The sequence below is a fragment of the Actinomadura sp. GTD37 genome (genome assembly GCF_041951365.1).
In the GTDB taxonomy this organism is placed as follows: Bacteria; Actinomycetota; Actinomycetes; order Streptosporangiales; family Streptosporangiaceae; genus Spirillospora.
In genome coordinates this window covers 278,279-298,382 of sequence record NZ_JBGNUS010000008.1, presented here as the reverse complement: position 1 = coordinate 298,382, position 20,104 = coordinate 278,279, and the positions used below count along the sequence as shown (strand labels likewise).

General features: G+C 72.9%; 17 protein-coding genes. 8 read left to right on the top strand and 9 right to left on the bottom strand.

The features are described from left to right. Positions 1-151 precede the first annotated feature (151 nt). Entirely contained in the window at positions 152-2,476 is a 2,325-nt protein-coding gene (secA2, locus tag ACA511_RS33520) for an accessory Sec system translocase SecA2 (RefSeq protein ID WP_375028697.1), read from the bottom strand. Between the two features lie 233 nt (positions 2,477-2,709). Here secA2 and ACA511_RS33515 point away from each other — a divergent pair, with 233 nt between their 5' ends. Further along, on the top strand, positions 2,710-2,841 hold the full coding sequence (locus ACA511_RS33515) for a hypothetical protein (RefSeq protein WP_375028696.1): 132 nt from the start codon (positions 2,710-2,712) through the stop codon (positions 2,839-2,841). Between the two features lie 89 nt (positions 2,842-2,930). On the opposite strand, the gene ACA511_RS33510 is transcribed toward ACA511_RS33515, so the two are convergent. Then, a complete protein-coding gene (locus ACA511_RS33510; protein WP_375028695.1) occupies positions 2,931-4,157 on the bottom strand; it encodes an ROK family protein in 1,227 nt (408 codons plus the stop codon). A gap of 254 nt (positions 4,158-4,411) precedes the next feature. Here ACA511_RS33510 and ACA511_RS33505 point away from each other — a divergent pair, with 254 nt between their 5' ends. The 7 genes from ACA511_RS33505 (at position 4,412) to ACA511_RS33475 (ending at position 11,479) form a co-directional block, all read left to right on the top strand. After that, a complete protein-coding gene (locus ACA511_RS33505) occupies positions 4,412-5,689 on the top strand; it encodes an extracellular solute-binding protein (RefSeq protein WP_375028694.1) in 1,278 nt (425 codons plus the stop codon). A 21-nt stretch (positions 5,690-5,710) separates the two neighbouring features. Next, complete coding sequence (locus tag ACA511_RS33500) at positions 5,711-6,682, top strand: carbohydrate ABC transporter permease (protein ID WP_375028693.1); 972 nt, start codon at positions 5,711-5,713, stop codon at positions 6,680-6,682. Then, positions 6,679-7,572 (top strand): carbohydrate ABC transporter permease, encoded by an 894-nt coding sequence (locus ACA511_RS33495; RefSeq protein WP_375028692.1) that lies wholly within the window; start codon positions 6,679-6,681, stop codon positions 7,570-7,572. The genes ACA511_RS33500 and ACA511_RS33495 overlap by 4 nt, the downstream gene beginning before the upstream one ends. Beyond that, positions 7,569-9,050 carry a glycoside hydrolase family 3 protein gene (locus ACA511_RS33490; protein ID WP_375028691.1) on the top strand — a complete coding sequence of 494 codons (1,482 nt, stop codon included), beginning with the start codon at positions 7,569-7,571 and terminating at the stop codon, positions 9,048-9,050. Before ACA511_RS33495 ends, ACA511_RS33490 begins: the two co-directional genes overlap by 4 nt. 117 nt (positions 9,051-9,167) lie before the next feature. Beyond that, positions 9,168-9,632, top strand: a complete 465-nt coding sequence (locus tag ACA511_RS33485) for an RrF2 family transcriptional regulator (RefSeq protein WP_375028690.1) — start codon at positions 9,168-9,170, stop codon at positions 9,630-9,632. A gap of 3 nt (positions 9,633-9,635) precedes the next feature. Further along, positions 9,636-10,415, top strand: a complete 780-nt coding sequence (locus ACA511_RS33480; RefSeq protein WP_375028689.1) for a DNA-formamidopyrimidine glycosylase family protein — start codon at positions 9,636-9,638, stop codon at positions 10,413-10,415. A 161-nt stretch (positions 10,416-10,576) separates the two neighbouring features. Then, positions 10,577-11,479: a LysR substrate-binding domain-containing protein gene (locus ACA511_RS33475; RefSeq protein WP_375028688.1), complete on the top strand. Its 903-nt coding sequence runs from the start codon at positions 10,577-10,579 to the stop codon at positions 11,477-11,479. A gap of 107 nt (positions 11,480-11,586) precedes the next feature. On the opposite strand, the gene ACA511_RS33470 is transcribed toward ACA511_RS33475, so the two are convergent. From ACA511_RS33470 to ACA511_RS33440, 7 genes are all read right to left on the bottom strand, one after another. Beyond that, positions 11,587-12,054, bottom strand: coding sequence for a Dps family protein (locus tag ACA511_RS33470; RefSeq protein ID WP_375028687.1), 468 nt, complete (start codon positions 12,052-12,054; stop codon positions 11,587-11,589). Between the two features lie 128 nt (positions 12,055-12,182). After that, positions 12,183-12,536, bottom strand: a complete 354-nt coding sequence (locus ACA511_RS33465) for a helix-turn-helix domain-containing protein (protein WP_132198595.1) — start codon at positions 12,534-12,536, stop codon at positions 12,183-12,185. 111 nt (positions 12,537-12,647) lie between these two features. Continuing rightward, positions 12,648-13,943 carry a CinA family nicotinamide mononucleotide deamidase-related protein gene (locus ACA511_RS33460; RefSeq protein ID WP_375028686.1) on the bottom strand — a complete coding sequence of 432 codons (1,296 nt, stop codon included), beginning with the start codon at positions 13,941-13,943 and terminating at the stop codon, positions 12,648-12,650. A 494-nt stretch (positions 13,944-14,437) separates the two neighbouring features. Further along, positions 14,438-15,028, bottom strand: a complete 591-nt coding sequence (gene pgsA, locus ACA511_RS33455; RefSeq protein WP_375028685.1) for a CDP-diacylglycerol--glycerol-3-phosphate 3-phosphatidyltransferase — start codon at positions 15,026-15,028, stop codon at positions 14,438-14,440. Continuing rightward, positions 15,025-16,446, bottom strand: coding sequence for a 30S ribosomal protein S12 methylthiotransferase RimO (gene rimO / locus ACA511_RS33450; protein ID WP_375028684.1), 1,422 nt, complete (start codon positions 16,444-16,446; stop codon positions 15,025-15,027). Before rimO ends, pgsA begins: the two co-directional genes overlap by 4 nt. An 84-nt stretch (positions 16,447-16,530) precedes the next feature. Then, positions 16,531-17,280, bottom strand: a complete 750-nt coding sequence (locus ACA511_RS33445; RefSeq protein WP_375028683.1) for a helix-turn-helix domain-containing protein — start codon at positions 17,278-17,280, stop codon at positions 16,531-16,533. A gap of 141 nt (positions 17,281-17,421) precedes the next feature. After that, positions 17,422-20,034, bottom strand: a complete 2,613-nt coding sequence (locus tag ACA511_RS33440; protein WP_375028682.1) for a DNA translocase FtsK — start codon at positions 20,032-20,034, stop codon at positions 17,422-17,424. Positions 20,035-20,104 lie beyond the last annotated feature (70 nt).

Sequence of the window (20,104 nt, the reverse complement as noted above, 5' to 3'; positions counted from 1 at the left end):
TGGGCACGCACCACTGCGGTGCACATCACTGCGGTGTGCACCACGGCGGTGTGCACCTGTACGGGGCGCGGTCGGCGCGTTCAGTGTGGGCGGCGCCGTGCGGGGCCCGCGCCGTGGACGGGGTGGTGCTCCCGCGGTTCCCGCGCGGGGGTCAGCGGCGTTTGAACATGCTGATCAGGCCGCGCATGGCGCGTTCGTCCAGGGAGCCGAAGGGGTTGTCGTGGACGAGGTAGGTCCAGGTCGCGGAGGGGCGTTTCAGGCCGGCGGCGTCGAGGTCGATGCCGTCCTCGGTGGCGGTGAGGGCCTCGAACGCCTCCACGGAGCGTTTCCGGGCGTCCGGGAGGAGCCGTTTGCCCGCCGGGACGGCCTCCCGGTTGAACTCGACCAGCGGGTCGAGGCCCCGGCCGAGCGACCGCAGGTGGATGCCCTCGCGCAGGTCGGCGAGGTAGGCGAGGTGCTCGGCCCAGCAGCGGTCGAGCTGGTAGAGGACGATCTGGCGCGCGGCGGCGGCCACCGCGTCCGCACCGGCGGTCTTGGTCAGCTCGGCGTGCCTGCCGGGGGCGGACGAGGCCATGGCCCGGTCGGCGGCGTCGCCGGTCAGGACGGCGTCGCGCTCGGCGAGCAGTTCGCGGCGCTGGAGCCCGATCAGGTGGTTGTAGCGCCAGGTGTTGCGGTGCAGTTCGAGGTCGACGCCCTCGGCGACGCGCTGGGCGTGGCCGACGAGCCACTGCGCGCCCTTGTCGGTGATGAGTCCGTCGTCGTCGGAGGGCGCCTTGACGTTCTCGTCGGGCGCGTAGCGGGTCACGAGGTCGTCCTGGAGGCTCGTGAAGAAGACGGAGGCGCCGGGGTCGCCCTGGCGTCCGGAGCGTCCGCGGAGCTGGTCGTCCAGGCGGCTGCTGTGGTAGCGGCCAGTCCCGATGACCAGCAGGCCGCCGGCCGCCGCGACGCGGTCGCGGTCGGAGCCGGGCGTGTCGGCGGGGGCGGTGCCGGGCGCGGTGGGCGGGCTGCCGCCGAGCCGGATGTCGGTGCCGCGGCCGGCCATCTGGGTGGAGACCGTGATCGCGCCGTACGCGCCGGCCTCGGCGATGATCGCGGCCTCCTCCGCGTCGTTCTTGGCGTTGAGGACGACCCGGTCGAGCCCGGCGCGGGCGAGGCTGCGGGCGAGGCGCTCGGACTCGGCGACGTCCCCGGTGCCGACCAGCACCGGGCGGCCCGCGGCGTGCGCGGCGGCGATCTCCTCGACGATCGCGACCTCCTTGTCGGGGGCGGTCGCGTAGAGGCGGTCGGGCCGGTCGTCGCGGACGCGGGGCCGGTTGGGCGGGACCACCGCGATCTGCAGCGCGTAGAACTCGGTGAGCTGGCCGGACACGGCCATCGCGGTGCCGGTCATGCCGCACCGGACGGGGTAGCGCCCGATCAGCTCCTGGACGGTGATCGAGTCGAGGATCTCGCCGCTCGGGGACGCCTCCAGGGCCTCCTTCGCCTCGACCGCGGCCTGCAGGCCGTCCGGCCAGCGCTGCAGCAGCGCGACCCGGCCGCGGGACTCGCTGATCAGTTTCACGGCGCCGTCCCGGACGATGTAGTCGACGTCGCGGTGCAGCAGGGCCTCGGCGTGCAGGGCCACGTTCACGGCGGTGAGCGTGCGGAGGTTCTCCGGGGCGTAGAGGTCGAGGCCGAGGACGCGCTCCACCTCGCGCGTCCCGGCGGGCGTGAGCTGGACGTTCCGCGCCTCGTCGTCGGTCGAGTAGTGCAGCCCGGGCCGCAGCCGCCGGACGAGGTCGGCGAACCGGGGGTCGGCGGCGTCGAGGTCGGCGGCGCCGGCGAGGACGAGCGGCACCATGGCCTCGTCCACCAGCACGGAGTCGGCCTCGTCGATCAGCGCGACGGACGGCGGGGGCTGCACGGCATCGCCGGCGTCCGTGACGAGCCGGTCCCGGAGGAGGTCGAACCCGACCTCGCTGACCGGCGCGTACGTGACGTCGGCGCGATACGCGGCCCGCCGCTCGGCGGGCGTGGACGACTGCCCGACCCAGCCGGCCGAGACGCCCAGCAGCGCGTACAGCGGGCCCATCCACTCGGCGTCGCGGCGCGCCAGGTAGTCGTTGACCGACATCACGTGGACGCGGCGGCCGCGCAGCGCGTACCCGGCGGCGGCCAGGGCCCCGGAGAGGGTCTTGCCCTCGCCGGTCGCCATCTCGGCGACGTGCCCGGACAGCAGCGCCAGCGTCCCGATCAGCTGGACGTCGAACGGCCGCTCGCCGAGCGCGCGGCGCGCGGCCTCCCGGCCGAGGGCGCACAGCTCGGCGAGGTCCTCCGCCTCGCGCAGGGCGGACGCGGCGGCGGTCAGCTCGGCGCCGGACAGCTCCCGGACGCGGGACTCGCGCCTGCCCGCCTCGTCCACCACGGCGCGGAAGGGCGCGAGGTCGACGCTGCCCGGCTTCTGGACGAGCCGCCGCAGCCGGTCACGCAGCGCCATGGCGGCCCTTCGGTTCTTCGCTCACGGTTCCCCCAACGGGCGGGTACGGGACGGCGTTCCCCTCCATGATCCCAGGGGGACCGCGGCCGAGACCAGGGCGTCCTAGTCTGTTGGTCTGACCTCGAATTCATTCCTCGGATGGATACCCCGCCCCCCTCTCCCCTGAGAGCATGGGTGCATTACGGGGTTTGCGGTGACCAGGGGAAAGCGTCACCGCGGAACGGGGTTCGACCATGACACCTACGGCACGGAAGGCCGCCGCGCTCCGGCGCAAGCGCCAGATCATCAACCAGACCGTCATCGACCGCGCGCTGAACGATCCGCGGCGCCGCAAGGAGGCCGCGGTCGCGGTGGCGGCCAAGTAGCCGCACAGGCGGGTAGCCGCAGCGGAGAAGCGCCCCCGGCCGTCCGGCCGGGGGCGCTTCCCTTTCGCGACGCCCCCGCGAGACGCCTGCTACGAGGCCCCGTCCGCCGAGAACACGTCGTCGCGGGCCTTCTGCAGCGCGGCGTGGAGGGCGCCGCGCAGCACGGGGTTGCCCTCCACCTCGGTCACGGCCACGGTGGGGCGGGTGGGGCTGATCCGGCCGACGATCCGCTCGATCCGGGCGGCGAGGGGCCGTCCGCCGGCCCGGCCGAGGCTGCCCGACAGCACGACGAGACCCGGGTCCAGGACGATGTTGACCGAGGTCACGCCGTAGGAGATGCGGGTGGCGAACGCGTCCAGGAACGGCCCGCCGCGGTCCTCGTCGGCGGCGGCCGCGCTGACGCAGTCGAACGCGGTGGCCTCGGCGATCCCGTGCTCGTGGGCGAGGGCCCGGACGGCGTCCGCGCCGACCAGGGCCCCGTAGCCGCCGGCGAGGGTCGGGATGCCCCAGGTCGTCGACTCGGTGACGCCCTGCGCCTCCTGCGGCCCGCGCCGGGCGGCGCCGAGCGGCAGCGGCGCGCCGGGGACCGGCAGGTAGCCGATCTCCCCGGCGCCGCCCCACCGGCCGCGGTGCAGCCGCCCGCCGAGCATGACCGAGAGGCCCATGCCGCGGTCGAACCACATCAGCGCGAAGTCGTCGGCGTCCCGCGCGGAGCCGTAGGCCCGCTCGGCGATGGCGGCGAGGTTGACGTCGTTCTCGATGGTCACGGGCCGGCGCAGGTCGGTCCGCAGCGCGGCGAGGACGCCCTCGTGCCAGGACGGCAGGTCGAAGGCGAACTGGACGTCGCCGGAGCGCGGGTCGACGACGCCGGGCGTCCCGATGACGAAGGCGCTCAGCTTCGACACCGCGACCTTGGCGGAGCGGCAGGCCTTGACGACGGCGTCGTGCACCGTCTTCACCGCGTCGTCCGTGCCGTTCGGGTCGACGGTGACCTGTGCGGCGACGTGCCCGGTGATGTCGGCGACGCCCGCGGTGACGCCGTCCGGCCCGACCTCCAGCCCGGCGACGTAGGCGCTCGACGGGACGACGGCGTACAGGGCGGCGTTGGGCCCCCGCCCGCCCGCCTGCTCGCCGACGACGGAGACCAGTCCGCGCTCCTCGAGTCTCGACAGCAGCTGCGAGGCGGTTACCTTCGATAGCCCGGTGTGCTCGCCGATCTGCGCGCGGGTCAGCGGGCCCCGCTCGACGAGCAGGTCCAGCGCCGCACGGTCGTTCAGCTCACGCAGCAGCCTCGGCGTTCCCGGGCGTCTGGCCATGCCGGTCCCCTCGATGTCTCAATCCGCTAACGAGCAGTTTTGTTTAGGAAAGTTTCTTGTTAGTTTACGCCCAAGCGCCGACCGGTCCGGTACCCCGGGCCGGGGGCGCGCGCAGAGCGCGGACTGGCGAGCAGGGCGCCCGCGAGCGTTGCGAACGCGAGGAGGGCATGGCCAGGACCCTAAAGGGTCCGGGCCGTCTCCCTCGCACCGCAGGCCACAAGGCCGCGCGAGGCGATGCCGGAAAGGATCCCCCAGTGAAGTACATCAAGATTGCGGCCGCGGCGGCCGCGATCGCCCTGGCCGCCACGGCCTGCGGCGGCGACGGCGACGGCAAGGACGACAAAGCCGGCGCGGGCAAGGACCCGGCGCAGCTCAAGGTCTGGATGATGGGCGACGGAACGCCCGAGCAGACCAAGTTCCTCGACGACGTCGAGACGGAGTTCAAGCAGAAGCACCCGGGCACCGACGTCCAGATCAAGTACGTCCCGTGGCCGCAGGTCGCCACCACGTTCCAGAAGGCGGCGGCGGGCGGCGAGGGCCCCGACGTCACCGAACTCGGCAACACCGACGTCCAGTCCCACATCGAGCAGGGCAGCCTCGCCGACATCTCCGGCGAGTTCAAGGGCTGGGCGGACGGCAAGACCCTCAACAAGACCGCCCTTGAGAACGACACCGCCGGAGGCAAGACCTACGCGGTGCCGTGGTACGGCGGCGTCCGCGGCGTCTGGTACCGCACCGACTGGTTCCAGGAGCTCGGCATCCAGGCGCCGAAGACCTGGGCGGAGCTGAGCGCCGCGGCGAAGAAGGTGCAGGACGCCAAGAAGGTGCCCGGCATCGGCATCCCGAGCGACCAGACCAACGCCCTGCTCAGCTTCATCTGGGGCAACAACGGCACGGTGGCCGTCGACGACGGCGGCGGCGGCTGGAAGGGGCAGCTCGACCAGCCCGCCGCCGTCGAGGCCGTGAAGTACTACGCCGGCCTCGTCGGCACCGAGAAGGTCGCGCCCGAGAAGTACATCGGCAAGAACGAACTGGAGGGCCCGCAGCGCGACTTCGCGCTCGGCAAGCTCGGCATGTACTTCGACGGCAGCTGGGCGCTGAAGGAGATGAAGAAGGTCTCCGAGAAGAACGCCGGCAAGTGGGGCGTCTTCCCGATCCCGAGCAAGGCCGGCGGCAACGCCCCGGTCATGGCGGGCGGCTCCGACCTCGCCGTCTGGAAGGACAGCAAGGCCAAGGCGGCGGCGTTCGACTACGTCACGGTCCTGAACAACGCCGAGAACGCCAAGGCGTGGGCCGACTACAGCGGCTTCTCGTCCATGCGGTCGGACGTGAAGTTCTCCGACCCGAAGCTGGAGATCTTCACCTCGATCGCCGGCAACACCAAGTTCCCGCCGATCGGCCCCGGCTGGGCCGAGTTCGAGCAGGCCAAGAAGGTGCTGCCGAACACGGTCAAGGCGATCATGCAGGGCAAGAACGCCGACGAGGAGATGAAGAAGGCGAACGAGCAGGCCAACACCCTGCTGAACCCCTAGTCCAGGCTGATCGGAACGTCCATGCTCGACACCGCACCCGCGGTGCGGGGGACGCCCGGCCGGAGGTCCTCCGGCCGGGCGCGGCCCCGCCGCCGACCCCGCCTCGGGCCCTACCTGCTGATCGCGCCGACCGTGCTCGTGATCGCCGTCCTGATGTTCTGGCCGATGATCCAGATCGGGATCATGTCGTTCCAGAAGGTCGGCAACCGCCAGCTGCGCGGCGAGCCCGCCGAGCAGGTGGGGACCGAGAACTTCGACAAGATCCTCAACGACCCGTTCTTCTGGCAGACCCTCCGGCACACCGTGCTGTTCGCGGTCGTCGCGGTGAGCCTGACCCTGCTCATCGGAACGCTGGTGGGGATGCTGCTCCACAAGCTCGGCAAGCGGATGTCGAGCTTCGTCGCCGGCGGCGTGATGGTCGCCTGGGCGACCCCGCCGGTCACCGCGGCGATCATCTTCAGCTGGCTGTTCGGCACCACCGGCGGCCTGGTCAACTGGTCCCTGGACCTGCTGCCCGACTTCCTCGTCGGCGGCGGCTGGCTCGACTACAACTGGTTCGCCACCCCGCTGTCCACCTACACCGTGCTGACCGTGTGCGTGGTGTGGCAGGCGTGCCCGTTCGTCGCCGTGTCCGTGCTGGCCGGCCTCAAGAGCGTCCCCGGCGAGCTGTACGAGGCGGCCCGGGTGGACGGGTCGGGCCCGTGGCGGACGTTCTGGAGCATCACCTACCCGATCCTCAAGCCGATCTTCATGGTGCTGCTCGTCATGTCGATCATCTGGGACTTCAAGGTCTTCACGCAGCTGTTCATCATGTCCGGGCTGGCGAACCGCGACGCGTTCAACCTGTCGCTCTACGCCTACTCCGAGGCGTTCGGCTCGCTCAATCCGAAGCTCGGCATGGGCTCGGCCATCGCGCTCGTGCTCACGTTCATCCTGCTCATCGTCACCGCCCTGTACGTGCGGGTCATGGTCCGACAGGGGGAGACGCGATGAGGCCCACCACCGCGCGGCGGCCGGACGGCGCGCTGCGCCGTCCCCTCGTGACGAAGCGCATGCCGCGCAAGATGATGCTGAACGGGACGGGGCTGCTCGTCTTCCTCGTCGCGGTCTTCCCCGTCTTCTGGATGGCGTCCACCGCGTTCAAGCCGAACACCGAGATCTTCAGCACGACGCCGAAGCCGCTGCCGGCGCACCCGACGCTGGAGCACTTCGACCTGGTGCTGAACGGCGGCATCGCCGAGGTCTCCTTCTGGGAGTACTTCGCGAACAGCGCGATCCTCGCCCTCGTCACCGTCGTGGCGTCGGGCCTGCTCGCGCTGCTGGCCGCGACCGCCGTCGCCCGGTTCCGCTTCCGGTTCCGCACCACGTTCCTGGTCATGCTGCTGATCGTGCAGATGGTGCCGCTGGAGGCGCTCGTCATCCCGCTGTTCCTCGACCTGAAGCAGCTCGACCTGCTCAACAGCCTGGCGGGCCTCTCGCTCGTCTACATCGGCTTCGCGGTCCCGTTCGCGATCTGGATGCTGCGCGGCTTCGTCGCCGCGGTGCCGCGCGAGCTGGAGGAGGCCGCCGCCATCGACGGCGCCGGGCCCGTCCGGACGTTCTTCACGGTCATGCTCCCGCTCGTCGCGCCCGGACTCGTCGCGACCAGCATCTTCTCCTTCATCACCGCCTGGAACGAGTTCATCTTCGCCTACACGTTCCTGGAAGACCAGGACAAGTACACCCTGCCGATCATGCTGCAGTTCTTCTTCGGCCGCAGCGGCAACGCCTGGGGGCCCATCATGGCAGCGTCCACGCTGCTCACCATTCCCGTCATCGCCTTCTTCCTGATCGTCCAGCGCCGCATGGTGTCCGGCCTCACCGCCGGGGCGGTGAAGGGGTGACGACCGACGACATCGCGACCACGGCGGAGATCGCCCGGCTGGCCCGCGGCACGCTGCTCCCGTCGTTCCCCGGGGCGACCGCGCCGCGCTGGCTGCTGGACGAGCTGGAGGCCGGCCTCGCCGGCGTCACGCTGTTCGCCCTCACCGGCAACGTGCCGAGCCCCGAGTCGCTCGCGGCGCTCACCGCGCAGATGCGCAAGGCGGGCGACCCGTTCGTCACGATCGACGAGGAGGGCGGCGACGTCACCCGGCTCGGCGGGCACGCGACCGGCAGCCCCTACCCGGGCAACGCCGCGCTCGGCGCCGTGGACGACCCGGAGCTGACCCGCCGCATCTACCGCTCCATGGGCGCCGAGCTTGCCGAGGTCGGCGTCAACTTCAACTTCGCGCCGTCGGTGGACGTCAACACCGCCGACGACAACCCCGTCATCGGGACCCGCTCGTTCGGGTCCGATCCCGAGCTCGTCGCCCGGCACGCCGCCGCGTCCGTCACCGGGACGCAGGAGGCCGGCGTCGCGGCCTGCGCGAAGCACTTCCCCGGCCACGGCGCGACGGTGGACGACTCGCACCTGTCGATCCCGCTCGTCGACGCCGACCTGGAGCTGCTGGACCGCCGCGAGCTGGTGCCCTTCCGCGCCGCGATCGCCGCCGGCGCCCGCGCGGTGATGACCGGGCACCTCAACCTGCCCTCGATCACCCGGGGCGCGCCGGCCACGCTGTCGCACGCCGCGATCACCGGGCTGCTCCGCGAGCACCTCGGCTACCAGGGCGTGGTCGTCACCGACGCGCTCGACATGGAGGGCGCGAGCGGCGCGATCGGCATCCCGGAGGCGTCCGTGCGGGCCCTCGTCGCGGGCGCCGACCTGCTGTGCCTCGGCCCCCGCGAGCACGCCGAGACCGTCGAGGCGACGCTTGCCGCGATCGACGAGGCGGTGCGGACCGGGCGGCTGTCGCCGGGCCGGCTGCTGGACGCGGCGGAGCGCACCGCGCGGCTGAAGGAGTGGCTCGGCGGGCCCGGCGCCGCCGCCGCGGACCGCGCCGCCGGGCTGGAGGCCGCGCGCCGCGCCGTGCGGGTCACGGGAGCGCTCCCAGGTTGGACCGGCGGCCCGCCCCTGGTCGTCGAGACGGAGTCGGCCGGCAACATCGCGGCCGGCCCGACCCCGTGGGGGCTGCACCCGTGGGCGCCCGATGCCGTCCGGGCCGGGGACGAGGACGGCGCGGCGGACCGGATCCTGGACCGTGCCAAGGGCCGCGGCCTGGTCGTCGTGCTGCGCGACGCGCACCGGCACGCCGGCCAGCGGGCCCTCGCCGCGGCCCTGCTGACCGCCCGTCCCGACACCGTCGTCGTGGAGATGGGGCTGCCCGTCTGGCGTCCCGGATCGGCCGTCTACCTGGCCACCTACGGCGCCGCCGCCGCCAACGCCCAGGCCGCCGCCGAACTGCTCGGGCTGACCGGCTCCGCGGCCCCGGCCGGCTAGACCCGCGGCGCGCCCGCCGGGCAGGAGCCCGGTCCCGGCGGGCGCGCCGCGTCCACCGCACCGCGCTCCGCCCCGGGCAGTGCCCGACCGGTCCGATCGGCAAGGGATAATACGTCCATGCGATTGTCCGCCAGGGTCGACTACGCGTTGCGTGCCGCCGCCGAGCTCGCGGTCGCCGGGAGTCACCCGGTGACCGCGGTGCAGCTCGCGGAGGCCCAGCAGATCCCGCCCAAATTCCTGGAGAACATCCTCGGCCAGCTGCGCCGGTCCGGCCTCGTCCGGAGCCAGCGGGGCCCCGAGGGCGGCTACTGGCTGGCCCGGCCGGCCGAGCGGATATCCCTCGCCGACATCATCCGCGCCATCGACGGGCCGCTGCTCGGCGTCCGGGGCGAGCGTCCCGAGCACGTCGGGTACCAGGGGCCCGCGCATTCCCTCCAGGAGGTGTGGATCGCGCTGCGCGCCAGCGAGCGGTCCATCCTGGAGCAGGTCACGCTCGCGCACATCGCGGCCGGGAAGCTGCCCGCCCCCGTCCAGAAGCTGACCGAGGACCCGTCCGCCTGGGAGAGCCCCTCCTACATCTGAGCCATGCCTGAAGGGGACGTGGTCTGGCTGACCGCCCGGCGGTTGCGCGAGGCGCTCGCCGGGCGAGTGCTGACGCGCTCGGACTTCCGCGTCCCCCGGTTCGCCGCAGCCGACCTGCGCGGGCGGACGGTCCTGGACTCCGTGTCGCGCGGCAAGCACCTCCTCACGCGGGTCGAGGGCGGGCTCACCGTGCACACGCACCTGCTGATGGAGGGGCGCTGGCAGATCCGCCGGGCGGGGCCGGCGCCGCGCGACCACCGGGTCCGGCTCGTGCTGGCGAACGCGCAGTGGCAGGCGGTGGGGTATTCGCTCGGCCTGGTCGAGCTGCTGCGCACCGCCGAGGAGGACGGCGCCGTCGGTCACCTCGGGCCCGACCTCCTCGACCCGTCCTGGGACGCGGAGACGGCGGCCGTGGCCGCGGCGCGGCTGGCCGAGCGGCCCGGACGGCCGATCGGGGAGGCGCTGCTCGACCAGACGAGGCTCGCGGGCATCGGCAACGTCTACAAGGCCGAGGTCCTGTTCCTGAGAGGCGTGAACCCGTGGGCCCCCGTCGAGGACGTCCCCGACGTCCCGGCGCTCGTGGAGCTCTCTCACCGGCTGCTGGACGCCAACAAGGAACGGCACGGCCACATCACCACCGGCGACCTCGGGCGCGGCCGGGAGCACTGGGTGTACGGGCGGGCGGGGCGCCCCTGCCGGCGCTGCGGGACGCGGATCGAGCGCGCCGCGCAGGCCGAGCGCGCCACGTTCTGGTGCCCGCGCTGCCAGCCCGCGCCCGCATAGCGGACGGTCGGCGCCCGCCCCGGCCCCCCGAGGCCGCCCGGGCGGGTCGCCGCCTGATCGGGTCGCCGGATCCTGCGCCCGTGCCACGATCTTCGGCCTGCGATCGTTCCAAGTCAATTCTCGGGTATTCTTATTGATCGCTTAGCTCTAGCTTGGGCGGCATGACCCTGGACGATCTCCGCGTGTTCGTCGCCGTCTGCTCGGTGGGCAACCTCAGCGCCGTGGCGCGGGACCTGTCGTGCAGCCAGTCGGCCGTCAGCCAGCACGTCAAGCGGCTGGAGCGGGAGACCGGCCTGGTCCTGCTGGAGCGGCGCCCGCGCGGCGTGGTGCCGACGCGGGCCGGGCGCGTCCTGCACCGGGCGGCGACGGAGGGCATCGCGGGGCTGGACGCGGCGCTGCGCCACCTCGACGATCTGCGCCGCGGCGTCGGCGGCACCGTCCGGGTCGCGACCGGCGCGACGACCGTCCGGCACTTCATGGCGGCGGGCGTGGCCGCGTTCCGGGACCGGCATCCCGAGGCGGCCCTCCAGTTCGAGACCGCGGGCTCCAGCCGCCGCTGCCTGGAGGCCGTCCGCTCGCACACCGCGGACCTGGCCTGGGTGACGATCGGGCCGCCGCTCGACGGCGTGGAGCAGCGCGCGTCCTACGAGCTGCCGTGGATGCTCGCCGCCCGCGCGGATGACCCCCTCGCGGGCCGCTCGTCCGTCACGCTGGACGACCTGCCGGGCATCCGGTACATCGAACTGCCGGCGCACTCCACGTCCCGCGTCCACCTGGAGACGCACCTCGAACGGCACGGGGTGCGGCTGGCGTCCACGACGAGCGTCGCCGACTGGGACACCGCGCTCCTGCTGGCCGAACTGGGGCTGGGCCACGCGATCCTTCCCGCGCTTCCCGGCTGGGGGCGCGGCACGGGAGACGTCCGGCTGGTCCCCGTCCCGGACCTGCCGCCGCTCGCCGCCGGCTGGGCCGCGCGCCGCTGGGACGCCCTCAGCCCCCTCGCGATCGAGTTCGCCGACACCGTCCTGGACCATCTCCGGGCCCGGCCGCAGGCCGGGACGTGAAATGCGGGTCGGGACGTGAAAAGCCCCGGCCCCGCCGTGATCGGCGGGGCCGGGGCTTCGCGCTCGGGTCGGGCGGGCCGCCGTCACGGCTGCCGGCGCCCGGCCGGTCAGGTCTGGGCCTGGAACATCCAGTGCTGCTTCTCCAACTCGGCGGTGATGGAGATGAGCAGGTCCTGGGTCACCGGGTCCGGCTCGTCGGTCGCGGCGATCCGCTCCCGGAACCGGCCGATGATCTGCGCCAGGACGTCGGTCACCGCGGCGACGACCTTGTCGTCGTCCAGGTAGCCGGCCTCCAGCTGGGGCAGCGTGGTCCGGTCGGCGACCGTGCGGGCACGGCCGTCGGGGTTCACGCCGATCGCCACGGCGCGCTCGGCCACATCGTCCTGGCCGCCGCGGGCGAGCGCGACGACCTCGTCGAGGTGCTCGTGCACGACCTTGAAGTTGCGCCCGGTCAGGTTCCAGTGCGCCTGCTTGGCCACGAGGGACAGGTCGATCAGATCGACGAGAGAGCCCTGCAGGGCCTCCCCCACCGCCTTCATGGCCTCGTCGGTGAGCGGGCTCTTGACCGTCGCCATTATCGGGCTCCTTCCGCGTCGTTACGGTTATCCGTTACAACCCGGAAAGATCCCCTGAAATGCCGCATTCATGCGTGAGGCCGCGCACACCCGCGGCCCCGATAGGGCATGAACGCACCAAGAACAGGTCAGGCCGCGACCATGTCGGGGCGGAGTTCCCCGGTGATCTCCTCCGGAGTCTCCGGAATGCTCTCGGTGGTGATGCGCTCGTGCTCCGGCGCGCCCGCCATGACGGGCTCGTGCTGCAGCTCGGCGAGGGCTAGCTGATCCGCGACTTCCCTCAGTACGTGCGACAGCGGGACGCCCAGGGCTTTGCAGATCGAGGACAGCAGTTCCGAAGAAGCCTCCTTCTGCCCCCGTTCGACCTCGGAGAGATAGCCGAGTGACACCCGCGCCGCCGCGGACACCTCACGGAGGGTGCGTCCCTGGCGCAGCCGCAGCTGCCGCAGTACGTCACCGAGCAGCTGGCGAAGCAGGACCATCGTCTCGCTCCCTCCCTCAGTTCGGACCATCTGCCGGTTCCACCGTACCCGGCTTGGCGGTAGCCATGGCAGACCGTTGATTTCGTGTTCGCTCGGAACGTAACGCTGTAATCAGTCCCGGTCTTCCCGATCTGCCTGAGCCTCCTCGTTCCCGCCGTCGGCGTCAAGCCCCATCAGGACGCGTCGCAGCAGCTCAAGGGCGTGTACGACGGTCATCCGCCGGATCACCGCGCGGATCTCCGGCCCGGTGCCGGGCACGGGGAGTTTCGGGCTGACCACAGTGCGCGAATCGCCGGGACCGGCCACGCCGATATAGACCGTTCCCACCGGCCGGCCGTCCTGCGGGTCCGGCCCGGCGACGCCCGTCACCGCGAGCCCGTAGGTGGCGCCCACCGCGTCCCGGACGCCCGCGGCCATCGCGGCGGCCACGTCCGGGTGGACGGCCCCGTGCGCGGCGAGCAGGTCCGCCGGGACGCCCAGCAGCCGGTGCTTGGCCTCCGTCGCGTACGTCACGACGCCGCCCGCGAAGGTGGCGGACGAGCCCGGCATCGCGGTGAGCTCCGCGCCGATGAGCCCGCCGGTCAGCGACTCCGCCGCCGCGACGGTCTCCCCGCGGGCCGCGAGCAGCCGGTGGACGACGCGGTCCAGCGTCTCGTCCTCGGCCCCGTAGACGGCCGGGCCGAGCAGCGTGCGGACGCGCGCCTCCACGCTCGCGAGCCGGTCGGCCGCGTCGGGGCCGGACACCGTGATCCGGATCTTCACCTCCGCCGGGTCGGGCAGGTAGGCGAGCCTCACCCCGTCCATCGCCTCGACCTCGGCGAGCCGCGTCGCGACGACCGACTCCCACAGCCGTGCGGTGCGCAGCGTGCGGCGCGCGACCGCGGGCAGCCCGGCGACGCGGGCGAGCTCCGGCAGCACCACCTCGTCCATGATCGTGCGCATCTCGAACGGGACGCCGGGGAGCGCGTAGACGACCCCGCCCGGCAGCTCCACCCGCAGGCCGGGCGCCGAACCGGCGGAGTTGGCCAGCACCCGCGCGCCCTTCGGGACGTCGGCCATGCGCAGCGCCATCGGCTGCAGCTCGCGGCCGGCCCGCGCCACCCGCTCGCGGAGCCGCCGCTCCAGGTGCGGGTCGCGGACGAGGGGGACGCCCGCCGCCGCGGCGAGCGCGTCCCGGGTGAGGTCGTCGTAGGTGGGGCCGAGCCCGCCCGTGGTGATCACCGCGTCGGCCCGGTCGAGCGCCGACGCGGCGGCCGCGACGATGACGTCCAGCTCGTCGCCGACGACGACGCTGCGGGTCACCTCGACGCCGTGGTCGGCCAGCCGGCGGCCCAGCCACGCCGCGTTGCCGTTGACCGTGTCGCCGAGGAGCAGCTCGTCCCCGACGGTGAGCAGTTCGACTCGCATGGCGTCCCCATCCCCGCCGCCGGCGGCCGCGGCTCGTGGCGAATCTACCGGCGCGCGTCCGCGACGGCCCTGGCGCACCACCGGTTCACCGCGAAAGACGGCCGCATCAGGACGGCGCCGGCGCGGGCGGGCCCGCACCGGTCCGGACGGCCGATCCCCATTCCGTCGCGGCGCGAAAGGGACGGCCGCGCATTGTCCTCCGGAACGAAGCCGCGTGCGCCACGGCACGCGGGCGCACCGGGGGCCGGGGCGCGCATCGTCGCCGCACGTCATCGGCCGCGCGTCCGACCAATACCTGGAAGTGCAGGTCACATTGTGAGTCAAAACTCATTTGATCGATTCGTCCGCCCGGACGCGGGCGAGGATAATCGACATCGCGTGGCGCCCGCGGATCGGGGCCGCGGGACGCGACCGGGGTGGGCGTGGTTTCGCGGCTCCTCCCGGGCGCCACGGTCGTTCCGGCCCGCGAGCGGTCAGGAGCGCCTGGGACGCGGTCAGGACGTCCCGGACGCGCGGCGCATCCGCCACGCCCGCAGCACGTAGTCCGCGCCCGTGACGACGGTGACGACGAGCGCGGCGGCCATCGTCGCCCAGCGCACGTAGTCGAGGGGGCCGGGCAGGATGTAGAAGCCGATGGCGATGACCTGGAGCATCGTCTTCAGCTTCCCGCCCTTGCTCGCCGGGATCACGCCGTGCCGGAGCACGACGAAGCGCAGCACCGTGATGCCGATCTCGCGGACCATGATCACGACCGTGACCCACCACCACAGCTCCCCCATCACCGACAGGCTGACCAGCGCGGCGCCGGTGAGGGCCTTGTCGGCGATCGGGTCGGCGATCTTGCCGAAGTCGGTGACCAGGCCGCGGGCGCGGGCGATGTCACCGTCGATCTTGTCGGTGATCGAGGCGGCGGCGAACACCGCGAACGCGGCGAGCCGCCAGGCGGTGCCGTCCAGGAACAGCATCCACACGAAGACCGGCACCAGCACGATCCGGAGCATCGTCAGCGCGTTCGCGATGTTCCAGACGCCGGCCGGGGGCGGGTCCGACGCCCCCGCGACCGGTTCCGGGGTGCCCGCGATCATGCGTCGCCCGCGATCGGTTCCGCGCTCAGGTCCACCCCGTCGCTGCCGGTGACGCGGACCTCGACGATCTCGCCGAGCGCGAGGCCCGCGCCGCGGACGAGGACCGTCCCGTCCACCTCGGGCGCCTGGTGCTCGGCGCGGCCCTCGAACCCGCCGCCGTCGGCCTTGTCCTCCAGCAGGACGCGGACCCGCGTGCCGACGCGGTCCTCGGCCCGCTGGGCCGTCAGCTCCTCGGCGAGGGTCGACAGCTCCTCGACGCGGGCGGCGACCTCGGCCGGGTCGAGCTTGCCGTCCAGGTCCGCGGCCTCCGTGCCGTCCTCGTCGGAGTAGCCGAACACGCCGACCGCGTCGAGCCGCGCGGCGGACAGGAACTCCGCCAGCTCCTCGAAGTCGTCCTCGGTCTCGCCGGGGAAGCCGACGATGAAGTTGGACCGCACGCCCGCGTCCGGCGCCAGCTCGCGGATCTGGCCGAGCAGCCCGAGGAACCGCTCCCGGTCGCCGAACCGCCGCATCGAGCGCAGCACCGGGCCGCTCGCGTGCTGGAACGACATGTCGAAGTAGGGCGCGACGCCGGGCGTGCCGCAGATCGCCTCGATGAGGCCGGGGCGCGTCTCGGCGGGCTGCAGGTAGCTGACCCGGACGCGCTCGATCCCGTCCACGGCGGCGAGGTCCGGCAGCAGCCGCTCCAGCGCGCGCAGGTCGCCGAGGTCCTTGCCGTAGGACGTCGAGTTCTCGCTGACGAGGACGAGTTCGCGGACGCCGTGCCCGGCGAGCCAGCGCGCCTCCTCCAGCACCTCCGCCGGCGGGCGCGACACGTACGCGCCGCGGAACGCGGGGATCGCGCAGAACGTGCAGCGCCGGTCGCAGCCGGACGCCAGCTTCAGCGGCGCCACCGGGCCGCCGCCGAGCCGCCGCCGCAGCACCCGGGGGCCGGACGCGGGCGCCAGCCCGTCCGGGAGGTCGGCCGGGCCGTGCCCCGGGACCGCCACCCGGGACGCCGACCGGTCCACCGGGCTGATCGGCAGCAGCGTCCGGCGGTCGCGCGGGGTGTGCGCGTCCCGCCTGCGGCCCGCCATGACGTCGTCGAGCCGCTCCCCGATGCCGGCGTAGTCGTCGAAGCCGAGCACGGCGTCGGCCTCCGGCAGCGCCTCCGCGAGCTCCCTGCCGTACCGCTCGGCCATGCAGCCGGCCGCGACGACCTTGGCGCCCGAGTCGTGCGCGGCGAGCAGCGTGTCGATGGAGTCCTTCTTCGCGGCCTCGATGAACCCGCAGGTGTTGACGACGACGACGTCCGCGCCGTCCGCGCCGTCGGCCACGTCCCAGCCCGCGTCCTCGATGCGCGCGGCGAGTTCCTCGGAATCGACCTCGTTGCGGGCGCAGCCGAGCGTGATGAGCGAGACCTTGCGGCGAGTCGACATGCCCTTAAAGGTAATGGGCCGGGGCGCCAGGACGTACCACAGCCCGCCCCTTAGCGCGTCGCGGAAACCCCGCCCCCGCCCCGGCTAAGCGGGTTCGGGGTCGTTGCGGTCGAAGCTCAGCCGCTGCACGCCCTTGCCCTTGCCGGGCGAGCCGATGTCCTTGCCGTTGACGGTCAGGTTGACGCTGCCGCCGACGCCGACCACCAGCTTGACCTTCTTCTTGGCGGTGAAGTCCTTCTGGTCGCCCTCGTGGAGGGTGCCGATGAACAGCGTCCGGCCCTTGTCTCCGATGACGTTCAGCCACGTCGTGTGCTTGGCCTCAACTCGCACGACGACCTCGGTGCGCGGCGCCTCCGCGACCGGCGCGCCGGTCTTGGGCGGCGCGGACGCGGCCGGCGAGGACGGCGCGGGAGTCCCGGCGACCTGCCGCGCGGTGCGCTGCTCGCCGCGGTCCCCGGGACCGACCAGCTGGACGACCCCGTAGATGACGACGAGGGCGAGCGCGAGCGCCATCGCGGCGCTCCAGTTCGGCGCCTTGCGCTCGCGGAACGCGATGGGCTGCTCCGGCTCGAACGCCGACACCGCCGAGACGGGCTGCGGCGCGCCGCCGTGCGCCTTGTCGAACTCGGCGACGAGCGGCTCCGGATCGATGCCGATGACCCGGGAGATGCTGCGGATGTGGCCGCGGGCGTAGAAGTTGCCGCCGCACGCGGAGAAGTCGTCGGCCTCCATGCCGCGGATCACGGTCTCCCGTATCCGGGTCTGGAGACTCACCTGTGTCACCGAGAGACCGGCCCGCTCGCGCTCCTCCGCCAAGGTCTCACCGATGCTCACCTCGGGCCTCCTTCGGGGGCGCTCGTGGCCGATCTTCTGGGACACCAGTCTAGGAACGGCAATGCCCGCTGGGCGACAGCCAACACGTTCGAAACAGGGCAAGATTTCGCATCATTCCGCAATGCCCCCCGCCGCGGCCGCTCAGCCGCCGCGCAGTTCCGCGAGCACCCCGGGGAGATCGTCCGGCTTGGCCAGCACGTCCCGCGCCTTGGAGCCCTCGCTCGGCCCGACGATGTCGCGGCTCTCCATCAGGTCCATCAGCCGCCCGGCCTTGGCGAACCCGACGCGGAGCTTGCGCTGCAGCATCGACGTCGAGCCGAACTGCGTCGACACGACCAGCTCGATGGCCTGGACGAGCAGGTCCATGTCGTCGCCGATCTCCTCGTCGATCTCCTTCTTGGGCTTGCTCGACTCGGCGACGTCCTCCCGGTACTTCGCCTCCATCTGCCCCTTGCAGTGGTCGACGACCGCGTGGATCTCCTTCTCCGCCACGTAGGCGTTCTGGAGCCGCATCGGCTTGCTCGCGCCCATCGGCAGGAACAGCGCGTCGCCCTGACCGACGAGCTTCTCCGCGCCCGGCTGGTCGAGGATGACGCGGCTGTCGGACAGCGACGACGTCGCGAACGCCAGCCGGGACGGCACGTTCGCCTTGATGAGCCCGGTGACGACGTCCACCGACGGGCGCTGCGTCGCGAGGACGAGGTGGATGCCCGCGGCGCGGGCGAGCTGGGTGATGCGGACGACCGAGTCCTCCACGTCGCGGGGCGCGACCATCATCAGGTCGGCCAGCTCGTCGACGATGACGAGCATGTACGGGTACGGCGTGTAGACGCGCTCGCTGCCGGGCGGCGGAACGAGCTTGCCCGCCTTCACCGCCTTGTTGAAGTCGTCGATGTGCCGGTACCCGGACGCGGCCAGGTCGTCGTAGCGGCGGTCCATCTCGCCGACGACCCACTCCAGGGCCTCGGCGGCCTTCTTCGGGTTCGTGATGATCGGCGTGATCAGGTGCGGGATGCCCTGGTACATCGTCAGCTCGACCCGCTTGGGGTCGACGAGGATCATCCGCACCTCGTCCGGCGTGGCGCGCATCAGGATCGAGCTGATGAGCCCGTTGATGCACGTCGACTTGCCGGCGCCGGTGGCGCCCGCGATGAGGATGTGCGGCATCTTCGCCAGGTTCGCCACGACCGTGCGTCCCTCGACGTCCTTGCCCAGCCCGACGATCATCGGGTGGTGCTCGTTGGTCGCGGCGGGCGAGCGCAGCACGTCGCCGAGGCTGACGATGTCCTTGTCGGTGTTGGGGATCTCCACGCCGATCGCGGACTTGCCGGGGATCGGGGAGATGATCCGCACGTCGGCGCTCTTCACCGCGTAGGCGATGTTCTTGGTCAGCGCGATGACCTTCTCGACCTTCACCGCCGGGCCCAGCTCGATCTCGTACCGGGTGATCGTCGGGCCGCGGGTGAACCCGGTGACCTGCGCGTCGATGTCGAACTGCTCCAGCACGCCGGTGAGGGCGTTCACGACCGTGTCGTTGGCCTTCGTCCGCGGCTTGGACACGCTGCCGGGCCGCAGCACCGACGGGTCGGGCAGCACGTAGATCTCGCCGGACGACGACAGCGGAAGCTGCTCCGAGCGGCGCGGCGCCGGGGTCGGGTCGGGCGCCTCGGGCGGAGCCGCGGCGCCGGACTCCGCCATGGTGTCGTCCGCGACGTGCTCGTCCATGGGCTCGTCGTCGAGCGGCGGCGCGGGCGGCGGCACGTCGGCGCCGAACGGGTCGGGCTCGAACAGCTCGTCGGCGAGGTCGCGCCTCGGCCGGTCGGCCTTCTTCGGCGCGTCCTCCAGCAGCGGCGTGTCGTAGGGCCGGGAGTGCTCGCCGACCTCCAGCTCGTCGGCCGGGTCGTCGGTCTTCTTCTTGCGGCGGCGCTTCTTCGGCTCGTCCTCGCCGTCCTTCTCGCCGGCGGACGGACGCTCCGGACGGCCCTGCAGCGTCGCCACCGCCCACAGCTCGGTGACGCGCTCGGGCACCTTCGCGATCGGCGTCGCGGTGACCACCAGCAGGCCGAACCCGGACAGCAGCAGCAGCAGCGGCACGGCCACCCAGCCGCTGAGCGCCGCGTCGAGCGGGGCGGACACCAGCCAGCCGACCACGCCGCCGGCCTCGCGGACGCCGTTCATGTCCTTCGCCGGGGACGGGACGCCGGCGGCGGTGTGCAGGATGCCGAGCACGCCGACGCCGAGCGCGGTGACGCCGATGACGACGCGCCCGGTGTCCTCGTGGTGCTCGGGGTGGCGCAGCGTCCGCCAGGCCAGCAGGGCCAGCAGGACGGGCAGCACCATGGCCATGATGCCGAGGCCGCCGCGCACGACCTTCTCCAGCGCGATCGTGACGACGCCGTCCGGCCGGAACCAGGTGACGGAGGCCAGCACGATGGACGAGCCGAGCAGCGCCAGCCCGAGGCCGTCGCGCCGGTGCTCGGGGTCGAGGCTGCGCGCGCCGTGCCCGTAGGCGCGGAAGACGGACCCGACCGCGACGGCCGCGAGCAGATACAGCTTGAAGAGGAGCTTGAAGAACCCGAGGACGGCCTGGGAGATCGGGTCGGGTTTCTGCGGGGGACGCCCCCGCCCCGAGCCGCGGCCGCCCTTGGAGGTGCCGCTCGGTCGCTTCCGGGGGGACGGACCTGCGGGCTTGCGAGCCCCACTGCCCCCCGCACGCGAAGAGGTTTTCGCACCCCCGGACGCACGTGTGGCCATGCTTATGAGAGTAACCAAGGACCCTCGAGGTTCCAGGGACCAGGAGAGGGCGTGTTGGGGAACGGACGGC